General features: G+C 69.3%; 14 protein-coding genes. 7 read left to right on the plus strand and 7 right to left on the minus strand.

Features of this window, described 5'->3' with window-relative positions; genetic code table 11:
• Positions 1-5: 5 nt before the first annotated feature.
• Positions 6-1655 carry a (2,3-dihydroxybenzoyl)adenylate synthase gene (locus tag ACQEVZ_RS58735; RefSeq protein ID WP_433385516.1) on the plus strand — a complete coding sequence of 550 codons (1650 nt, stop codon included), beginning with the start codon at positions 6-8 and terminating at the stop codon, positions 1653-1655.
• Positions 1656-1665: 10 nt separating this feature from the next.
• Here the strand turns inward: ACQEVZ_RS58735 and ACQEVZ_RS58740 are convergent, their stop codons facing one another.
• The gene (locus ACQEVZ_RS58740) at positions 1666-2331 is read right to left on the minus strand and encodes a winged helix-turn-helix transcriptional regulator (RefSeq protein WP_433385519.1); all 666 of its coding nucleotides are present in this window, start codon (positions 2329-2331) and stop codon (positions 1666-1668) included.
• A 243-nt stretch (positions 2332-2574) separates the two neighbouring features.
• Here ACQEVZ_RS58740 and ACQEVZ_RS58745 point away from each other — a divergent pair, with 243 nt between their 5' ends.
• Positions 2575-4602 carry an MMPL family transporter gene (locus ACQEVZ_RS58745; protein ID WP_433385522.1) on the plus strand — a complete coding sequence of 676 codons (2028 nt, stop codon included), beginning with the start codon at positions 2575-2577 and terminating at the stop codon, positions 4600-4602.
• A gap of 218 nt (positions 4603-4820) precedes the next feature.
• Here ACQEVZ_RS58745 and ACQEVZ_RS58750 read toward each other — a convergent pair whose 3' ends face one another.
• The gene (locus ACQEVZ_RS58750) at positions 4821-6176 is read right to left on the minus strand and encodes an NAD(P)/FAD-dependent oxidoreductase (protein ID WP_433385525.1); all 1356 of its coding nucleotides are present in this window, start codon (positions 6174-6176) and stop codon (positions 4821-4823) included.
• Between the two features lie 278 nt (positions 6177-6454).
• On the opposite strand from ACQEVZ_RS58750, the gene ACQEVZ_RS58755 reads away from it, so the two are divergent.
• Positions 6455-7303 (plus strand): alpha/beta fold hydrolase, encoded by an 849-nt coding sequence (locus tag ACQEVZ_RS58755; protein ID WP_433385528.1) that lies wholly within the window; start codon positions 6455-6457, stop codon positions 7301-7303.
• Positions 7304-7363: 60 nt separating this feature from the next.
• On the opposite strand, the gene ACQEVZ_RS58760 is transcribed toward ACQEVZ_RS58755, so the two are convergent.
• Positions 7364-8245 carry a hypothetical protein gene (locus ACQEVZ_RS58760; protein ID WP_433385531.1) on the minus strand — a complete coding sequence of 294 codons (882 nt, stop codon included), beginning with the start codon at positions 8243-8245 and terminating at the stop codon, positions 7364-7366.
• Between the two features lie 285 nt (positions 8246-8530).
• On the opposite strand from ACQEVZ_RS58760, the gene ACQEVZ_RS58765 reads away from it, so the two are divergent.
• The 3 genes from ACQEVZ_RS58765 to ACQEVZ_RS58775 all read left to right on the plus strand — a co-directional run bounded on the left by ACQEVZ_RS58765 (position 8531) and on the right by ACQEVZ_RS58775 (position 11557).
• Complete coding sequence (locus ACQEVZ_RS58765) at positions 8531-9556, plus strand: alcohol dehydrogenase catalytic domain-containing protein (RefSeq protein ID WP_433385534.1); 1026 nt, start codon at positions 8531-8533, stop codon at positions 9554-9556.
• 123 nt (positions 9557-9679) lie between these two features.
• The gene (locus tag ACQEVZ_RS58770) at positions 9680-11041 is read left to right on the plus strand and encodes an FAD-dependent oxidoreductase (RefSeq protein ID WP_433386214.1); all 1362 of its coding nucleotides are present in this window, start codon (positions 9680-9682) and stop codon (positions 11039-11041) included.
• 285 nt (positions 11042-11326) lie between these two features.
• Positions 11327-11557, plus strand: a complete 231-nt coding sequence (locus ACQEVZ_RS58775) for a hypothetical protein (RefSeq protein WP_433385537.1) — start codon at positions 11327-11329, stop codon at positions 11555-11557.
• Between the two features lie 34 nt (positions 11558-11591).
• Here the strand turns inward: ACQEVZ_RS58775 and ACQEVZ_RS58780 are convergent, their stop codons facing one another.
• Together ACQEVZ_RS58780 and ACQEVZ_RS58785 are read right to left on the minus strand one after the other, a co-directional pair.
• Complete coding sequence (locus ACQEVZ_RS58780) at positions 11592-12539, minus strand: DUF2637 domain-containing protein (protein WP_433385540.1); 948 nt, start codon at positions 12537-12539, stop codon at positions 11592-11594.
• Positions 12540-12642: 103 nt separating this feature from the next.
• Positions 12643-13278, minus strand: a complete 636-nt coding sequence (locus ACQEVZ_RS58785) for an AfsR/SARP family transcriptional regulator (RefSeq protein WP_433385543.1) — start codon at positions 13276-13278, stop codon at positions 12643-12645.
• On the opposite strand from ACQEVZ_RS58785, the gene ACQEVZ_RS58790 reads away from it, so the two are divergent.
• Positions 13261-14178 carry a hypothetical protein gene (locus ACQEVZ_RS58790; RefSeq protein ID WP_433385546.1) on the plus strand — a complete coding sequence of 306 codons (918 nt, stop codon included), beginning with the start codon at positions 13261-13263 and terminating at the stop codon, positions 14176-14178. The two genes, ACQEVZ_RS58785 and ACQEVZ_RS58790, sit on opposite strands and share 18 nt — an antisense overlap.
• A gap of 331 nt (positions 14179-14509) precedes the next feature.
• Here ACQEVZ_RS58790 and ACQEVZ_RS58795 read toward each other — a convergent pair whose 3' ends face one another.
• Positions 14510-14815 carry a hypothetical protein gene (locus tag ACQEVZ_RS58795; RefSeq protein ID WP_433385549.1) on the minus strand — a complete coding sequence of 102 codons (306 nt, stop codon included), beginning with the start codon at positions 14813-14815 and terminating at the stop codon, positions 14510-14512.
• 135 nt (positions 14816-14950) lie between these two features.
• Positions 14951-16087 (minus strand): hypothetical protein, encoded by a 1137-nt coding sequence (locus ACQEVZ_RS58800; RefSeq protein WP_433385552.1) that lies wholly within the window; start codon positions 16085-16087, stop codon positions 14951-14953.
• Positions 16088-16107: the final 20 nt, after the last annotated feature.

Genomic DNA, 16107 nt, shown 5'->3' on the forward strand with positions numbered 1-16107 from the left:
ACGCAATGAAGACTGACGCACAGGTGCGGTGGCCCGCCGACCGGGTCGCCGCGTACATCGAGACCGGATGCTGGCGCGGCGAGCCGATCGGGTCGCTGCTGTGGCAGTGGGCTGAGCGCAGCGGCGAACGGATCGCCGTCGTCGACGGCGACGTTCGATTGAGCTACAACGAGCTCGCGGTCCGGGCCGATGCGCTGGCCGAGCGGCTGACGGCCAGAGGACTCGCATGCGGCGACAGCGTGCTGATGCAGTTGCCCAACAGCTGGGAGTTCGTCGTTGTGACGCTCGCGTGCATCCGCGCCGGCATCGCGCCGGTGATGATGCTGCCGTCGCATCGTGAATACGAGCTGGGTTCGATCGGCGCCCACGTCGGCGCCAAAGCGGTCATTGTTCCTGATCGGTGGCGATACTTCGACCACCAGGATCTCGCCCACCATGTCGCCGCCATGCTGCCCGGCCCGGTCCAGGTGTTGGTCGTGGGCGACGACGTCCGCGCCACCAGCGTCGACGTCCGTGCACTGCTCGGCACCGACGGCGACGCCGCGGCGCGACGCCGGCGGCTCGACGCTTCGGCGCCCGCGTCCTCCGACGTGGCCCTGTTCCTGCTCTCCGGTGGCACCACCGGCGTGCCGAAACTCATCGGGCGGACCCACGACGACTACGACTACAACATCCGCTGCTGTGCCGACGCCTGCGCGGTCGACGAAGAGACCGTCTACCTCACCGCCCTGCCCGCCGGTCACAACTTCCCGCTGGCCAACCCCGGCATCCTGGGCACGCTGTACCGGGGCGGCCGAGTGGTGATGGCACCATCGCCGCGGCCGACACAGGTGTTCGACCTGATCGAGCGCGAACGCGTCACGATGACGTCGGCGGTGCCGGCGGTGGCCCTCAAGTGGGTGGCACACGCCGTCGGCAGCTCCTACGACATCTCCAGCCTGCGGACGCTGCACGTCGGCGGCAGCATCCTCGCCCCCACCGTCGCCGCCACCATCGCCACCACCCTCAACTGCCAACTCCAACAGGTCTACGGCATGGCCGAAGGACTCATCTGCTACACCCCACCCAACGCCCCCGACCACATCGCCCACCACACCCAAGGCAAACCCATCAGCCCCCACGACGAACTCAAAATCATCGACCCCCACGGCAACCCCCAACCCCCCGGCCACACCGGCGAACTCCTCACCCGCGGCCCCTACACCCCACCCGGCTACCACGGCGCCCCACAACAAAACGCCACCAGCTACACACCAGACGGCTGGTACCGCACCGGCGACCTCGTCCACCTCACCACCGACGGCAACATCGTCGTCACCGGCAGGGTCAAGGACCTCATTAACCGGGCGGGTGAGAAGATCTCCGCCGGTGAGGTCGAGTCATTGGTGCAGGAGATCCCTGCGGTGGCCGAGGCAGCTGCGGTCGCCGTCCCCGACGCGGATGTGGGCGAGCGGGTCTGCCTCTTCGTGCGCCTGCACGCCGGGGCCACCCTCGAACTCGAGGATGTCGTGCGTGCCCTGACCGCACGTGGACTGGCCGCGTTCAAGATTCCGGAGCGGATGATCGTCCTGGACGACCTGCCGCACACCGCCGTCGGCAAACCCGACAAGAAGGCATTGCGCCTGCTGGTGAGCAAGCCGACACCGCTGCCGTGACGCACCCTGGTCAGGCGGCCGCCGGCAGCCGGGCGTCGATGGCGAACAGGCGAGTGAACAGCTGAAGCAGGCCCGGCTCGCCCTGGACGTGGACAGTGCCGTCGTCCAGGGCCTGTTCCGGGGTGCGCTCGCCGGCCATGAGCGCCCTGATCTGCGGACCTGTCTCGATGACCAGGTCCGCATCGGGGAGGTGGCCGGCGGCGGCGCGGAGGCGCCCGTCGTCGACCTGGGCGTGCACCGTCACGTCGCCGATGTTGAGCTGGAAGCCGCATCGCACGCCGGTCGCGTCACCCGGTCGGAACGTCGTGCGTAATGCCATGATCATCGAGTCGGTCGTGACGATCTCATCCTCGGCGGGGACCGTGAGCGACCGCGCGCCCCACCGGCCCAGCGCGAGGACCGCCTCCTCGAGCTCGCTGCCGTACTCGGTGAGCTCGTAGGCCACACCCTTCTCCGGCAGCGGCAGCACCCGGCGGCGGATCACACCGTGCCCTTCGAGCTCCTTGAGCCGTGAGGACAGGACGTTGGTCGGGATGGCCGGCAGGCCGTTGAGCAGGTCCGTGAAGCGCCGGGGCCCCACCATCAGGTCACGGACGATCAACAGCGCCCAACGCTCACCGATCATCGTCAATGCGGCGGCAACACCGCAGAACTGCCCATATGACCGTCTACCCATCACCCAATGGTAGCTCAGCAGTACTTGACGCATCGTACTTGCAGATAGCAAGCTAAATCCCGCACAAAGAGTAACAGGGTCATTGCTGCTCTTGCGGCTGTGCTGCGGGCGGGTGGCTCGACGAGTGAAGCCGAGATCCATCACAATGGAGGAAACGCAATGGCACGCGTAAGCGGAGCCCCGAGACTGGTCTGCGGCCGCTGGACCAAGTGGATCGTGGTTCTCGTCTGGATCGTCCTATTCATGGGCCTAGGATCCCTGGCCGGCAAACTGACCGACGCCCAGCAGAACGACACAGCCGCCTGGCTCCCCAGCGATGCGCAGGCCACCAAGGTCAGCGAGCTGCAGAAGCAGTTCCAGGCGACCGACGAGTTTCCCGCGGTGATCCTGTACGAGCGTTCGGCCGGCACCACGGACGCCGATCTTGCCAAGGTGAAGGACGACGCCACGAAGCTGGCGGGCGTCGACGGGGTCAGCGGTCCCGTGCAGGGACCGATCGCCTCCGACGACCACCAGGCCCTGCAGATCATCGTACCGATCGAGATGGGTCCGGTCGGACAACTCAAGGTCGTCGAGCGGGTCGACGCGATCCGTGCCATCGTTCTGAACAACAACAACGGGCTCAACGCCTACGTCACCGGACCGATGGGGTTCGCCGCTGACAACACCGAAGCGTTCGAGGGCATCGACACCACGTTGCTCATGGCGACCGTCGCGGTCGTCATCATCCTGCTGCTGGTGATCTACCGGAGCCCGATCCTGTGGCTACTGCCCGTGATCTCCGCGGGCCTCACCCTGGTCATCGCCCAGGCCGTGGTGTATCTCCTGGCGGACGGCGGCGGCCTCGTCGTCAACTCCCAGAGCGTGGCCATCCTGACCGTCCTGGTCTTCGGCATCGGCACCGACTACGCGCTGCTGCTCATCTCCCGATACCGAGAAGAGCTGCGCACGCACGAGGACCGCCACGAGGCGATGGGGATCGCGCTGCGCCGGTCCGGACCGGCCCTTCTGGCCAGCGCGGCCACGGTCGCCGTCGGCATGCTCTGTCTTCTGCTCGCCGACATGAACTCGACCAAGGGCCTGGGGCCGGTCGCCGCCGTCGGCGTCGTGATCGCCCTCGCCGCCATGATGACGCTCTTCCCCGCCTTGCTGGTCATCTTCGGCCGGTGGATCTTCTGGCCGTCCCGGCCCAAGTTCGGCTCCAGCCGGCCCTCCGACCGCGGAGGCTGGGCCAAGCTGGGCGAGCGCATCGCCAAGCGCCCTCGCGCGGTCTGGGCCGGCACGGCCCTCGTGCTCGCTGTGATGACCATCGGACTCACCCAGCTCAATGCCAACGGGCTGCCCTTCGAGGAGTCCTTCCTCGACCAGCCGCCGTCGGTCACTGGCCAGAAGCTGATCAACCAGCACTTCGCCGGCGGAGCCGGTCAGCCCCTGATCGTCATCGGCAAGGCGTCCGCCGCATCCGGTATCCAGGACGCGCTCAAGAGCACGGAAGGCATCGCCGCCGTCGGCGACCCGCTGGTCAAGGGCGACCTGGTGCGGATCGAGGGCACCTTGCGCGACGAGCCCGGCACCGCCGCCGCCGACAAGGCCATCGACCGTGCCAGGGACGCGGTTGCCAAGGTACCCGGGGCCGACGCCAACATCGGCGGCTTCGCGGCGATCACCCATGACACGAACGTCGCCAACAGCGCCGACACGAAGGTCGTCATCCCGCTCGTGCTCCTCGCGGTGCTGCTGATCCTCATGCTGGTGCTGCGGGCGGTGGTTGCTCCGGTCGTCCTCATCGGCACGGTGGTGCTGTCATTCGCCGCCGCGCTCGGATTCAGCGCCTTCGTGTTCAAGTACGTGTTCGGCTTCAACGCCTCCGACAGCGGCTTCCCGCTCTACATCTTCGTGTTCCTGGTCGCGGTCGGCATCGACTACAACATCTTCCTGGTGACGCGGATCAGGGAGGAGACGGTGCGCCACGGCACGCGCAAGGGCGCCCTGATCGGGCTGTCGGCCACCGGCGGCGTCATCACCTCGGCCGGTCTCGTGCTGGCGGCGACGTTCGCCGTCCTTACCACCCTGCCGCTGGTGCTCATCGTCGAGATGGGCTTCGCCATCGCGATCGGCATCCTGCTCGACACCTTCGTCGTGCGCTCCATCCTCGCGACGGCACTGACCCTGGACATCGGACCGAAGATGTGGTGGCCGAGCTCGCTGGCCACCGAATCGAAGCCCGTGGCGCCGGCCGTCGACCGGGACCTCGACCCCGAACCCGTCTGATCGCACATCCAGCTTCACGTCATTCCCCCGTGTGATGTGGAGTGCGGGGCGGCACCGGCTTCCCACCCGGTGCCGCCCCGTCATGCTCCCCATGGCCGCGGCCTGACGGGGAGGACACGGCCAACGGCCGGCGGTACGGCTGAGGGCAGGTCCTCATCGAGGACCTGCCCCTCCTGGTCGTTGCGCCCTGACCCGCGCCAGCGGCCAGCGGATCGCGTCTAGGACGCCGCAGCCGCGGCCGCCGCCTGCTCCTGGCGCTCCTCCTCGGCATTGAGCTCCGCGTAGAACGGGCAGCCCCAGAGCCGCTCGAACGGCGCGAACGTGTCCAGCCGCGATTGCGCCGTCAGGTACTGCACCAGCTCGTTGCGCGGGTTCCAGAAGTCCCCACTGACCAGCCGCGCCACCCACTTGTTGTCGCCGAGCTCGTCGCCGGAGATGTCGTAGCCGGCGTTCTTCAGCAGGCCTCGCAGGCTGTATCCGGCCTCGTAGTACGCGTAGATCAGGCGGGCGTACATGTCGAAGCCGGTCTTGTAGAAGCGCGTGTACAGCTGCTGCTGCTCGTCGGCCGCCTCCGGGTCGTTCAGGAGCAGGTCGATCGTCGCGGCCGCCTGGCGGCCGGTGACCATCGCCAGGAACACGCCCGCCGAGAAGATCGGGTCGAAGAAGCAGCCGGAGTCGCCCACCATGAACCAGCCGGGGCCGGCGGCGGTGTCGGAGTAGTACATGTAGTCGGTCTCGACCATCACGTCGGTCAGCGGCCGGGTGCCGGTGAGCCGCTGCTGGATGCGCTCCACGCGGGAGATGTGGTCGTCGTGCAGCGCTTCCCGGTCGGTGGCGCGCTGCAGGACCTCGCGCGGCATGCAGGCACCGACGCTGATGGTGTCCTTGCCGATCGGGATCGCCCAGACCCATCCGTCGAGGTGCTCGCCGATCTGGATATCCCCCTCGACGCCGGGGTTGTGCGCCTCGTCCAGGTCGGTGAAGTGCCGGAACACCGCAACCATGCGCCGGCGGTCGCCGTTGCGGCGCAGCCCGAACTTCTGCGACACCTTGCTCGCACGACCTGCCGCATCGACGACGTATGGGGCGTATGCGGTGAGCGTCTGCCCCTGGTACTGGTACTGCACGCCCACGACGCGGTCGCCGTCGAGGATCAGTTCGTGCACGGTGGCCTCGTGCAGCACCGTTGCGCCGGATTCGGCGGCGAAGTCGCACAGCAGCTTGTCGTACTCGGCCCGTTCGGTCTGGAACGTCTCGTGCTGGCGGCCGGGCCCCTGCTTCTCGAACGGGATCCGTCCGAAACGGCCCAGGCGGCCGCCGGTGAACTCGGCACCGAACTTGGTGGGGAAGCCGCTGGACATCACCCGGTCCAGGACGCCCATCTCCTTCAGGATCAGCATCGTCGGCGGCAGCATCGACTCTCCGATGTGGAACCGGGGAAACGACCGGCGCTCCAGAACGAGGACGGAGCGACCCTTCTTCGCGAGCATCGTCGCCGTCGTGCTCCCGGCCGGGCCGGCACCGATCACGATGGTGTCGAAGCGTGCCGCATCAGGCAGTGCGGATTCAGGCATTGTCTCTCCAGTCAGTCGAAACGGTCTGCTCGAGGCACATGCGGGATCTGCGGATCGACGACGCGCCCGACGCCAGCCTCACAGCTGACACGCGCGCGCGGCATCTTCCTGTTTGCCGAGCCCGGCACCGCTGCGCCGGGCCGGCGGAGCAGCGAATCTGCGCACGCTGGAACACGTTGCGCGCATGCGCAGGCGCGACGATGGCTGGCGGGTGCATCCACCGACACAGGCCGATGCTCCCGATCACCCATGTGGGCTACGAGGACGCTGGAGGAGCAATGAGTCCCCCGCTGATCGGCACGCTCGACGTGCCTGGCGCCAGCATCTACTACGAGCGGCGAGGTACCGGCCCGACGCTGCTGCTGATCTCCACCGGCAACGGCGACGCCGCACCGTTCACGCCACTCGCGGAGCGTCTGGCCAAGCACTACACCGTTGTCACCTACGACCGGCGCGGCTACTCGCGCAGCCCGCTGCGCGGCCCGCTGGACGACGAGCGGCACCTCGACGACGACATCGACGACGCGCGCCGACTGCTCGACCACGTGTCGGCCGAGCCCGGCTATGTAGCCGGCACCTGCTCCGGCGCGATCGTCGCACTGGGTCTGGCCGCCCGCTTCCCGGATCGGGTGCGGCTGCTCGTCGCCCACGAGCCCCCGTCGGTCTCTGTGCTGCCCGACGCGGCGCATTGGCTCAAGGTTCATCAGCAGCTGTACGACACGTACCGCACTGAGGGTATCGAGGCGGCCCGCGACGCGTTCCGCGACTACGCCGGCCTGGGCGACACCCGTCCCCCGCCCGGTGCGGAGCTCCCGCCGGAACAGCTGGCGCAGTTGCTGGCGCGGCTCAAGCCCAACCAGGTGTTCTGGTTCGAGCACGAACTGCTGACCTATCCTGCGTACGTTCCTGACGCCGAGGCGCTGCGCTCGCTGGGCGACCGCCTCGTGCTCGCCGGCGGCACGACCTCACGTGACCACTTCTCCTGCCGGCCGACCGTGGTGCTGGCCGAGCAGATCGGCGCAGCGCTGCACCTGTTCCCTGGCAGTCATGTCGGGCACGTCACGCACCCGTACGAGTACGCTGACGAACTGCTGCGAGTGCTCGGCGGTGACCGGTCCGCCGGCTGACAACGGCCGACGCCATCATCCTGGCGGGATGATGGCGTCGGCTTGCGGTGTGTTGCGCGCTCAGGCACCCATGTGATTGTGGTGACCGGCGTGCGGGTCGCCGCCTGCAGGGCCGCTGGTCGACGGGTACTGGCTGGGGTAGAAGAAGCCGAGCCCGACCTGAGGGTCGAAGCCGGGCATCGGCCGACCCGGGTTCAGCATCGACACCGTCGGCACCCCGAGAGGGCCCGCGAAGATGTGCAGGTCCCACAGCCGCGGGTGGGTCATGCCGACGGGGCACGCGCAGTCGTCGGCGCTCGGCGGGATCTCCCCCGTCGCCGCCCCGTGCCACGCCTCCTGCGGGGGCACCGGAATGTTCGCCCAGGTGTCTGCTGGATGCACACTGCGTTCGTGCACCAGCCAGTCCTGCTTGGTCAGGCAGCGAAGACCCGGATCGTCGGCGTACGACGGCGGCTGCCCGGGCATATACAGGCCGGCATAACCCCAGCCGACTAGCGTGTACGGGAAGTCCGGGCCGTCGGGGTCGGTCACGTTCTTCGCCTTGCCGCTGGGGCGGTACAGCAGCATCGCCGGTTTGCCCGGGCCGGAGTACTCACCACCGTTGATGATGGATAGGCCCATGCCGCGGATGCTGTTGTAAGCGTGCGAGAAGACGAAGTACTGGACGCCGTCGCGCGGCTGGGCGAGCCGCTCGACGTCCGCCTCGTTGCGAAGGACCAGGAAGTCCTTCATGAACGAGAGGACCCGACGCTGCTCCAGGGCGAGCGCGCGGTGGCGGTCGATGTACGTGCAGCCGAGCCTCGTGCGGTGACTGGCGTCGGACACTGCCGACGACACGACGCCGTCGCTCCGCACGTCGGCGCCGACCGCCGCCGCCGGGGCTGCTCCGGCCATCAGGACGGCAACGCCCGTCAGTACCGCGGCCAACCCTCCTCGTCTCATGAGTCTGTTGTGCGCCACAGGCATCCTCCTTAGCTGGTTCGGTGAACGGGGTTTCTGAGCGTCACGTGAACATGCGCATCAGACACTAGGAGCGGTTGCCGACGGCATCACCCGCCATCGTGCTGCGTTGATCACCGCGGCCAGTAGGGGCGACCGCACTGGCGAAGGTGAGCGGTGCAAAACGTCGCGCGCACGATGAGGCGGATGTGCGGGGGCTCCGCAGCGTTGAGGTCCCGGCAGGCATCGCCGTACGCACCGCGTCCGAACCACGTGAAGGTGGCCACCGTGAAAGCTGCTGTCATTCCCGCCGTCAACAGCGCCTGGGAGCTGCGCGACGTCCCCGACCCGCGACCCAGCGCGGGTGAGGTGCTCATCCGCATCCATGCGTGTGGTGTCTGTTCCAACGACGTCCTCGCCACCGTCGGCGCCCTTCCCTTCCCCTCGATCGAGCCGGCGGTGACCGGGCACGAGGCGGTCGGCGAGATCGTCGAAGTCGGATCGGGCGTGCGTTCACGCCAGGTGGGCGACCGTGTCGGTACCACCTGGGTCCGGTCGGGCTGCGGCCGCTGCGACTACTGCCGGCTGGGCCTGCCCGTCGGCGGGCAGACCGCGATGAACTGTCCCGACGCGGTGCAGACCGGTTTCACCGCGCCCGGCGGTCATGCGCAGTACATGACCGTGAACGCAGACGAAACCGTACTGCTGCCCGAGCAGCTGTCGTACGTCGCTGCGGCGACGGTCATGTGCGCCGGCTACACCGCATGGTCGGCCCTGCGCGCCGGCCGCCCCGATCCCGGTGCCCGGGTCGCCGTGCTCGGCATCGGCGCGCTCGGACACCTGGCGCTGCAGTACGCGGCCGCGTGCGGCTACGAGACGGTGGCGATCACCCGCTCACCGGACAAGCACGAGCTCGCCAAGCGACTCAACGCCGACTTCGTCGTCGCCGACGGCGAGCAGCTGCGCGGGATCGGCGGCGCTGATGTCATCCTGGCGACCGCACCCTCGCATGCGGCCGCGGCCGCCTCGCTGGCGGGCCTGCGCGTGAACGGCCGCCTGGTCCTGGTGGGCCTGGACGGCAGGGAGCCGTTCAGCATCCCACCGACCATGCAGTACCCCTTCTTCGCCCAGGGCCAGAGCATCGTCGGCGCCACCCACGGCGGCCCGGCGCTGTTGCGGGAGGCGCTCGACCTCGTCGCCGCGGGCAAGGTCACCCCGATGGTGGAGGTGTTCCCGGCCTCCCGGGTGGCCGAGGCTGTGGACAAGGTGGGCCGTGGCGAGGTCCGATTCCGAGCGGTCATCACCTACGCGTGACCGTTGCTTGACTGACTCACCGCGGATCGTCGCAGGTATCGACCGGTCGTGCGCACCGACGGTTCCGGGGCACCCGCCGGCGAGCCCTCTCAATCATCACCGCCTGTCTGCGAGGTCCAGCAAATGACACAAATGAAGCGACGTGCCGTCGTGCTCGGCGCCAGCATGGCCGGCCTGCTTGCCGCACGAGTGCTCGCCGAGTTCTACCCGCAGGTCCTTGTCGTCGACCGCGACCGCGTGATCGGGGTCCGTACATCGCGGCGCGGTGCGCCGCACACAGTGCACGCGCACGGCCTGCACGCCCGCGGCCAGCTCAACTTCGAGGAGCTGTTCCCAGGGCTGTTGCAGGAGCTGCAGGACGCCGGCGTGCCTACCGGTGACCTCGGCGAGATGCGCTGGTACTTCAATGGTCGCAGGATCCGTCCGGCACGCACCGGGCTGATCTCGGTCACGGCACCACGTCCCGTGCTGGAGCATCATGTCCGCAGCCGAGTGGCGTCGCTGAGCAACGTCAAGTTTCTTGAGGAGCACAACATCCTTGGCGTGACGACCACCGAGGACGCGACGCAGGTGACGGGCGTGCGCGTGCAGCATCGTAGCGACAACGCGACGCCGGAGACGCTCGAAGCCGACCTGGTCATCGACGCGACGGGCCGCGGTTCGCGGACCCCTGCGTGGCTGGAGGAGATCGGCTACCAGCGGCCCCGTGAGGATCGCGTCAAGGTCGGCCTGGCGTACACGACACGGCACTACCGGACCCGGCCCGAATGGTTCAACGGTGTCCAGTCGATCAACCCGGTTGCGTCCCCGGCGCACCCGCGTGGTGCGTTCTTCGGCCAGGTCGCGCCGGACATGTGCATCCTGTCGCTGACCGGCATCCTCGGCGATCACCCGCCGACGGATCCGCAGGGATTCCTGGAGTTCGCCCGGTCGCTGCCGGTACCGGACGTCTACGAGGCGATCCGGGACGTCGACGCGCTCGACGATGCGGTGTCGTTCCGGTTCCAGGCCAGTGTGCGGCGCCACTACGAGAGCCTGACCCGGTTCCCGCAGGGCCTGCTGGTGCTCGGCGACGCGGTGTGCAGCTTCAACCCCGTCTACGGCCAGGGTATGAGCGTGGCCAGCATCGAAGCACTCGCGCTGCGCGAGCACCTGCGCCGCGATGCGGTGCCACAACCGCAGGCGTTCTTCGCCGACGTCGCCCGCGCGATCGACACACCCTGGGAGATTTCGGCGGGCGGGGATCTCGACTTCCCCGGCGTCGAAGGCCGGCGCACGATGAAGGTGTCGGTGGGCAACGCGTTCATGGCGCGCCTGCAGTACGCGGCCACAAAGGACTCCCGCGTCACCAACGGCTTCATGCGGGTGGCCGGACTGATCGATCCGCCGGAAGCGTTGATGCGGCCAACCATGGTGGCCCGGGTGCTCCGGCACGCTGTACGCCGTCCGCGCCCGGGGCCGTCCTGGCTCGACGTCACACGTTGAATCAATGGCCAGACCGCATCACGGTCTGGCCATTGCATGTCCGACGGACGCCTGCCACCTCCCCCGGCCGCCGCGCCAGTTGCCCGACGCGAAGCGCACGCGACGTCCCGGCGTGCTGGGATGGATCATCACCTCGGTCATGAACGTCGAAAACGCCTGCTGCGAGCATATGGCGGCGCAGCACGACACCGACGACGAGTTACGTCGCGAGCTTCAACGAAATTGCACGTCTGTAGTTCGTCGTCGGATACTCCACTGCCCTACCGCCCGTCATACCGTCAGGTGGTGGGGCTGGTCGGGGTGATGCAGACGTGGGACGGGCGTTGGCGCGCCGAGGTCGGCGGCGTTGGATCGATAGTGTGGTATCGGCTCATCGGCCCGAACGGCACGCGGGCGTTGCCGTCAACGTGCGCATTGCTTGACTCGCTCAATGCTGCGGGCGTGGATCTGGGCGATCTCGCGGAAGTTGCTTCGGACCTGACGCTGGCATCAACAGCCCAGGGCACGGGTTGCTGACGTCGAGGAGCCGGCAGTGCAGGCTCTCCTAGACCTAGGCTTGACAGCTTCCCATCACCCAGCCTTGTCGTCTCGTCTGCCAGTCGGTGCGTCGGTGGTGGGACACTCGAACTGCGCGCGGACTGCGGTCAGCAGTGGTGTCACTTTGGTGGTCCGTAGGGGTTGTCCGCTGTCTCGGAGGGCGGCGGCGAAGGTGTCCCGCGTGATCGGTTTCCCTGCTGCCTGCAGCCGCTGGTAGGCTTCCGCTGCGGGTTCGAGCAGAGCTTCCAGATCTGCCGACAGCACCTTCGAGCCGTGATGCGAGGTTGACACTGTCGTGGGCGGCTGCTCTGCCATCCGGCAGATGGCTCGTCGATCGCCGCCCACCTCGTCGCGCTGCTGACACCGGTCTGGCCAGCATCTCGACCGCCGTCTTCGAGGTCGGAGCGCCGGTGGTGCCGTCCGGAGCGGCTGCTGTGTCGAGGTCGACCTCGACTCCGCCCGGCGCTGTGGTAGCAGCGGTCGAGTCGGTGTGCCGGCGCGTCGGTGGAGGTGGTTCGGCGGTGATGGTGCGGACCTGGACGGCGATGTCGAGCAGGCTGAGGGTGAGTACGGCGATGAGGCCGTCGACGCTGATCGGCAGCAGGTACACGACCTGCCAAGTCTCGCCGTAGCGTTCCAGAACGCCCACCATGTGCAGGTAGCTGGTGACGGCGGCGATGACGGCGATGACGGCGATGGCGACCGTAGCGACGGTGCGGATGGTTCTGAGTAGGCGGTTGCGGATCGGAACGCGGGTCATCACCTCGATGGCGGTGTAGAGGGCGAGCGGGGACCAGGCGGCGATACTGCGGGCGACGGGGTCGGGCGCGGCGTGCAGGACGTTGGCGGCCATGCTGACGAGCAGCGCGAGGGCGAGCGTGCCCCGCAGGGTCCACTGGATGAGGTGCAGCTGCCGCAGCGCGGCGACGGGCGTGGCTGGCACTACGGACAGGGCGGTCATGCGGCTGCTCCCCCAATGGTTGTGGTTCCGGGCAGGACGTTGTCGACGGCGGACTGGGGGCCGGCTCGGGCTTTTCGCCGATGTCGGCGAGCGCGGCGTGTAGCTACTCGTAGCGGTGCTGCGCCTGGTCGGTGGCGCCGAGGGCGGCGAAGGCGTTGATGGCGGCGAGGGCCAGGGTCTCGTTGTACGGGTCGATGCCGTCGGCGGCGTCCAGCAGCGCCGCGGCCTCGGCCGGCTGGACGACCTCGAGGGCGGCTGCCAGGCGTTGGTGCGCGGTGATGGTGTGCTGGCGGCACCGTTCGCGGGCGGCTTCCAACCATCCGTGGGCGGCGGTGGTGGCGAGGTCGCCGGCGTACAGAGCGGCGGCGGCGCGCAGCCGCTGCTGCCGATCGGGTGCGGCTGGGTTGTCGGCGGCGACGGCCTGCTCCAGTTGCCACAGGTCGATGTCGAGGAGGTCGGCGTTCAGCGTGTACCGGCCGCCGAGGTTGTGGACGGCTTGGGCGTGTCTGTCGCCGGCGGCTTTGCGGACGGTGCTGCGCAGGTTGGCGACCTCCGTGGAGAGGCTGTCGGCGGCGCGGGTGACGGTGGCGGCGGGCCACAGCGCTTCCATGATGTCGGGCAGGTTGGCGCCGCCGGGGTGGATGGCCAGGTAGGTGAGCAGGTCCTTGGCGCGGCCGCGGAGGCCGGGGACCGGCCGGCCGTGCGGGTCGAGGACCGCGACGTGACCGATGATCCGCACGCGGATCGTCCCGGACTCCGGACCGACGGCGGTGTCGGTTGCCGCCGGGCGCGGTGGGGCGCAGGTCACGTCGGCTCGTGGCATGTCGATGACGACAGCCTCGATGTCGTACGCGCGGCCGGGCTCGACCATTGCCGCGATCTGTGCCCGCTGGGTGTGGTCGGCGTGGGTGACGAGCGCTACGGGCGGCAGATTCTCGAGGTCGCGGATCTCCGCGTAGTCGTCAGCGTCGTGTTCGGCGGTGAGCCGGGCCCGGCGGAGTACTTCCGCTTCGGCCGCGACGATGGCCTCGTCGATGGTGGCGGTGACGGTGAGCGCCGTCCCGGCCGTGTCCGGCTGGTCGGGCCGGATCGCGTGCAGCGTGGTCTGCGGAATGATGACAGCGGTGTCGTGATCGCCGCCCAGCGCTGCCGCGACCAGCTCTTGAGTGACCTCCTGTCTGCCGTCGTCCGGGCCGGTGGACGGCAGACCGTCGGCAGTAGGCGAGGCCGGCGTCTCAACGGCTACGGGCGCGGGCGGGGAGGCAGGGGGCTGACCAACGCTGGGCGCGGCAGGCGGCTGCGCCAGCCAGGTCTTCGGCGGACGGATACGGACCGTGCCTGGGCGCGGGCGGCGCCAGCGGCGGACTCGTCCGCCGCCGCCAGCAACACTGCGAGCCAGGGCAGCACGTCTGCGAGGCGATGGCTCGACGCCCTCTCGGCTGATGGTTGCGGTGCGGGGGTGGCCGGTGCAGGTGCCGTGGACGTCGCGACAGTGGGCGTCGCAGTGGGCGGTGCCGCCGTGGCGGCGGGAGGCGTGCCGCCGGAAGTCGTGGGCTGCTGCACGATGGTTGGCGGCTGCACAGTGGTTGCCGGCGGCGCGGGGACGGCTGACGGGATCTTCAGCCTCCAGCCGGGGTAGATGACATCCGGGTTGGTGAAGGTGCCGCCGACGTCCGGGAACCGTGTGCCGCGGTTGAGGGTGTAGATCTCGGGCCAGCGTTCGGCGTCGCCGAGCTGGGTCCGTGCGATGCGGGACACGGCGTCGCCGCGCCGCACGACGGAAATGACCGGTTCGGCCCCTGCCGCCTCGACTACCGTCACTGGCGCCGCAGCGACTGGGATGCCGGCGACCGTGGCCGCGGGGAACGTCCCGGCCTCGCCGAGCTGCGGTGCGGCGGCCGACGCCGGTACGGTACCGGCTGCGGCCATGGCGGGTTGCAGCACTGCACCGAGCAGGCCGGCCGCCGCGGTCACCGCCGGGTGCACCGGCACCGGGAGCCGCATCCGGGTGTGGCCGCGCAGCGCTGCGACGGTGTCGGCAACGGTCGCGTACAGCAGCCACCCCACAACGCCCAGCCTGTGGTGACCGCAGTGAGGATCAGCAGTGGGCCGTTGACCGGCTCGTCGATTGTCCCGGTCCAGTCGATGTTGTCGAGGACGGCGTCGGTCATCAGCCGCAGCGGGTACGGCAGCGCGGCGAGGCTCACGATGCCGGCGATCGCGGCGAGCGCGCCGGCCAGGAGCCGGACGGGTGAGGTGCTGCGGGCTGGGTGCATCGGGACCTCCATCGTCGGCGCGACGCACCGGGGGACGTATGTACCTACCCGGCAAGCGTCGGCGACGGAGGTGGTCGATGGAACGGCTCCGCAGGTCACAGCCCGTCACACGGGGTCACACGGCCGGCGCGGCGATCACCCGACCCAGTTGGGCGCGTGGTCGGCGACGCCGACGTACCCGCCGGCGGTGAACTCGACGGTCCTGCTGTCCTCTCGCCACTGGCGTGGTTCGACGATGTCGACGCTCCACCGGTACCGGATGGTCGCGATCCCCGGCGAGGTCGTCTTGACGACGACGGCCCCGTGCTCGTCGACGCGCAGCATGATCGCCGGCAGCCGCTCGACGGTCCACACAGGCGGTTGGGTGATCGGTGACTGCGGGTCGTGCCCGAACGGGCAGGTCTGGCTGAAGTTGCGCCAGTCCGGCGGGTACGGACGGAACTCCTGCGGCCTGCCGCACAGGGCGATCCGGTCGCGGATCTGCTGTTCGACCTTCGGCTGGATGTCGGGGCTCAACGCCGGAGCGAGGACCACCGGCGCCGGGTCGACGCCGCCGGCGACGATGACGGTGGCGGTGATGCCGGCGAACGGGACGTCGGCGTCGACTGTGACGGTGTACGCGCCGGGCGGGGCGAACAGGCCGGGCCGGTCCGTCTTGAGCGGCTCGTCGACCGGGTCAGGTCTGACGGTGATCCCGGCGACTTGGGCGTTGTCGAAGGCGGCGGAACGCACCTGCACCCGAGCGCCGGGCAGCGCGCTGATGGCCCACCGGTGGCCGAGCATCCCGCTGCGGTACCGGGTCACCTCGACGGTCTCCGGCGCGGCGACCAGTTCCGCGTCACCCACCCCGGCCCGCTGCAACGCGGTACGCAGCACCGCCCGGCGGCGCGGACCCCACGTACCGGCGATCACCACCCGCAGCAGCGCTACAGGTGCCTCGGCGACCCGCTCCGCGGCGGCGACCGCGACCTGCAGCTGGATCGCCAGGAGGTCCGCGGTCTCGACCACGACACCACCGACATCCACCGTCGTCTCAGCGGTCAGCCGGCCCACCCGGTCGGCAACGTAGCCGTGCGGGCGGTGCACCGCCCGGCGGGCCGCCGCCCGCCCGGTGACCAGGCTGCCGTCCTGCTCGACCAGGACTCCGGACGGTCGCCAGGTCTCACCGTCGAACCGAACCAGGTGTACGACACTGTCCGGCCCAGCGTACGCGACCTTCATCCGGGACGCACCGATGTCCACGGCCACGACCACTCCGGAACGCGACGACATAGACATATCTTCACTAATCG

This window comes from Dactylosporangium sp. CA-152071 (assembly GCF_050936335.1).
GTDB classification, from domain to species: domain Bacteria; phylum Actinomycetota; class Actinomycetes; order Mycobacteriales; family Micromonosporaceae; genus Dactylosporangium; species Dactylosporangium maewongense.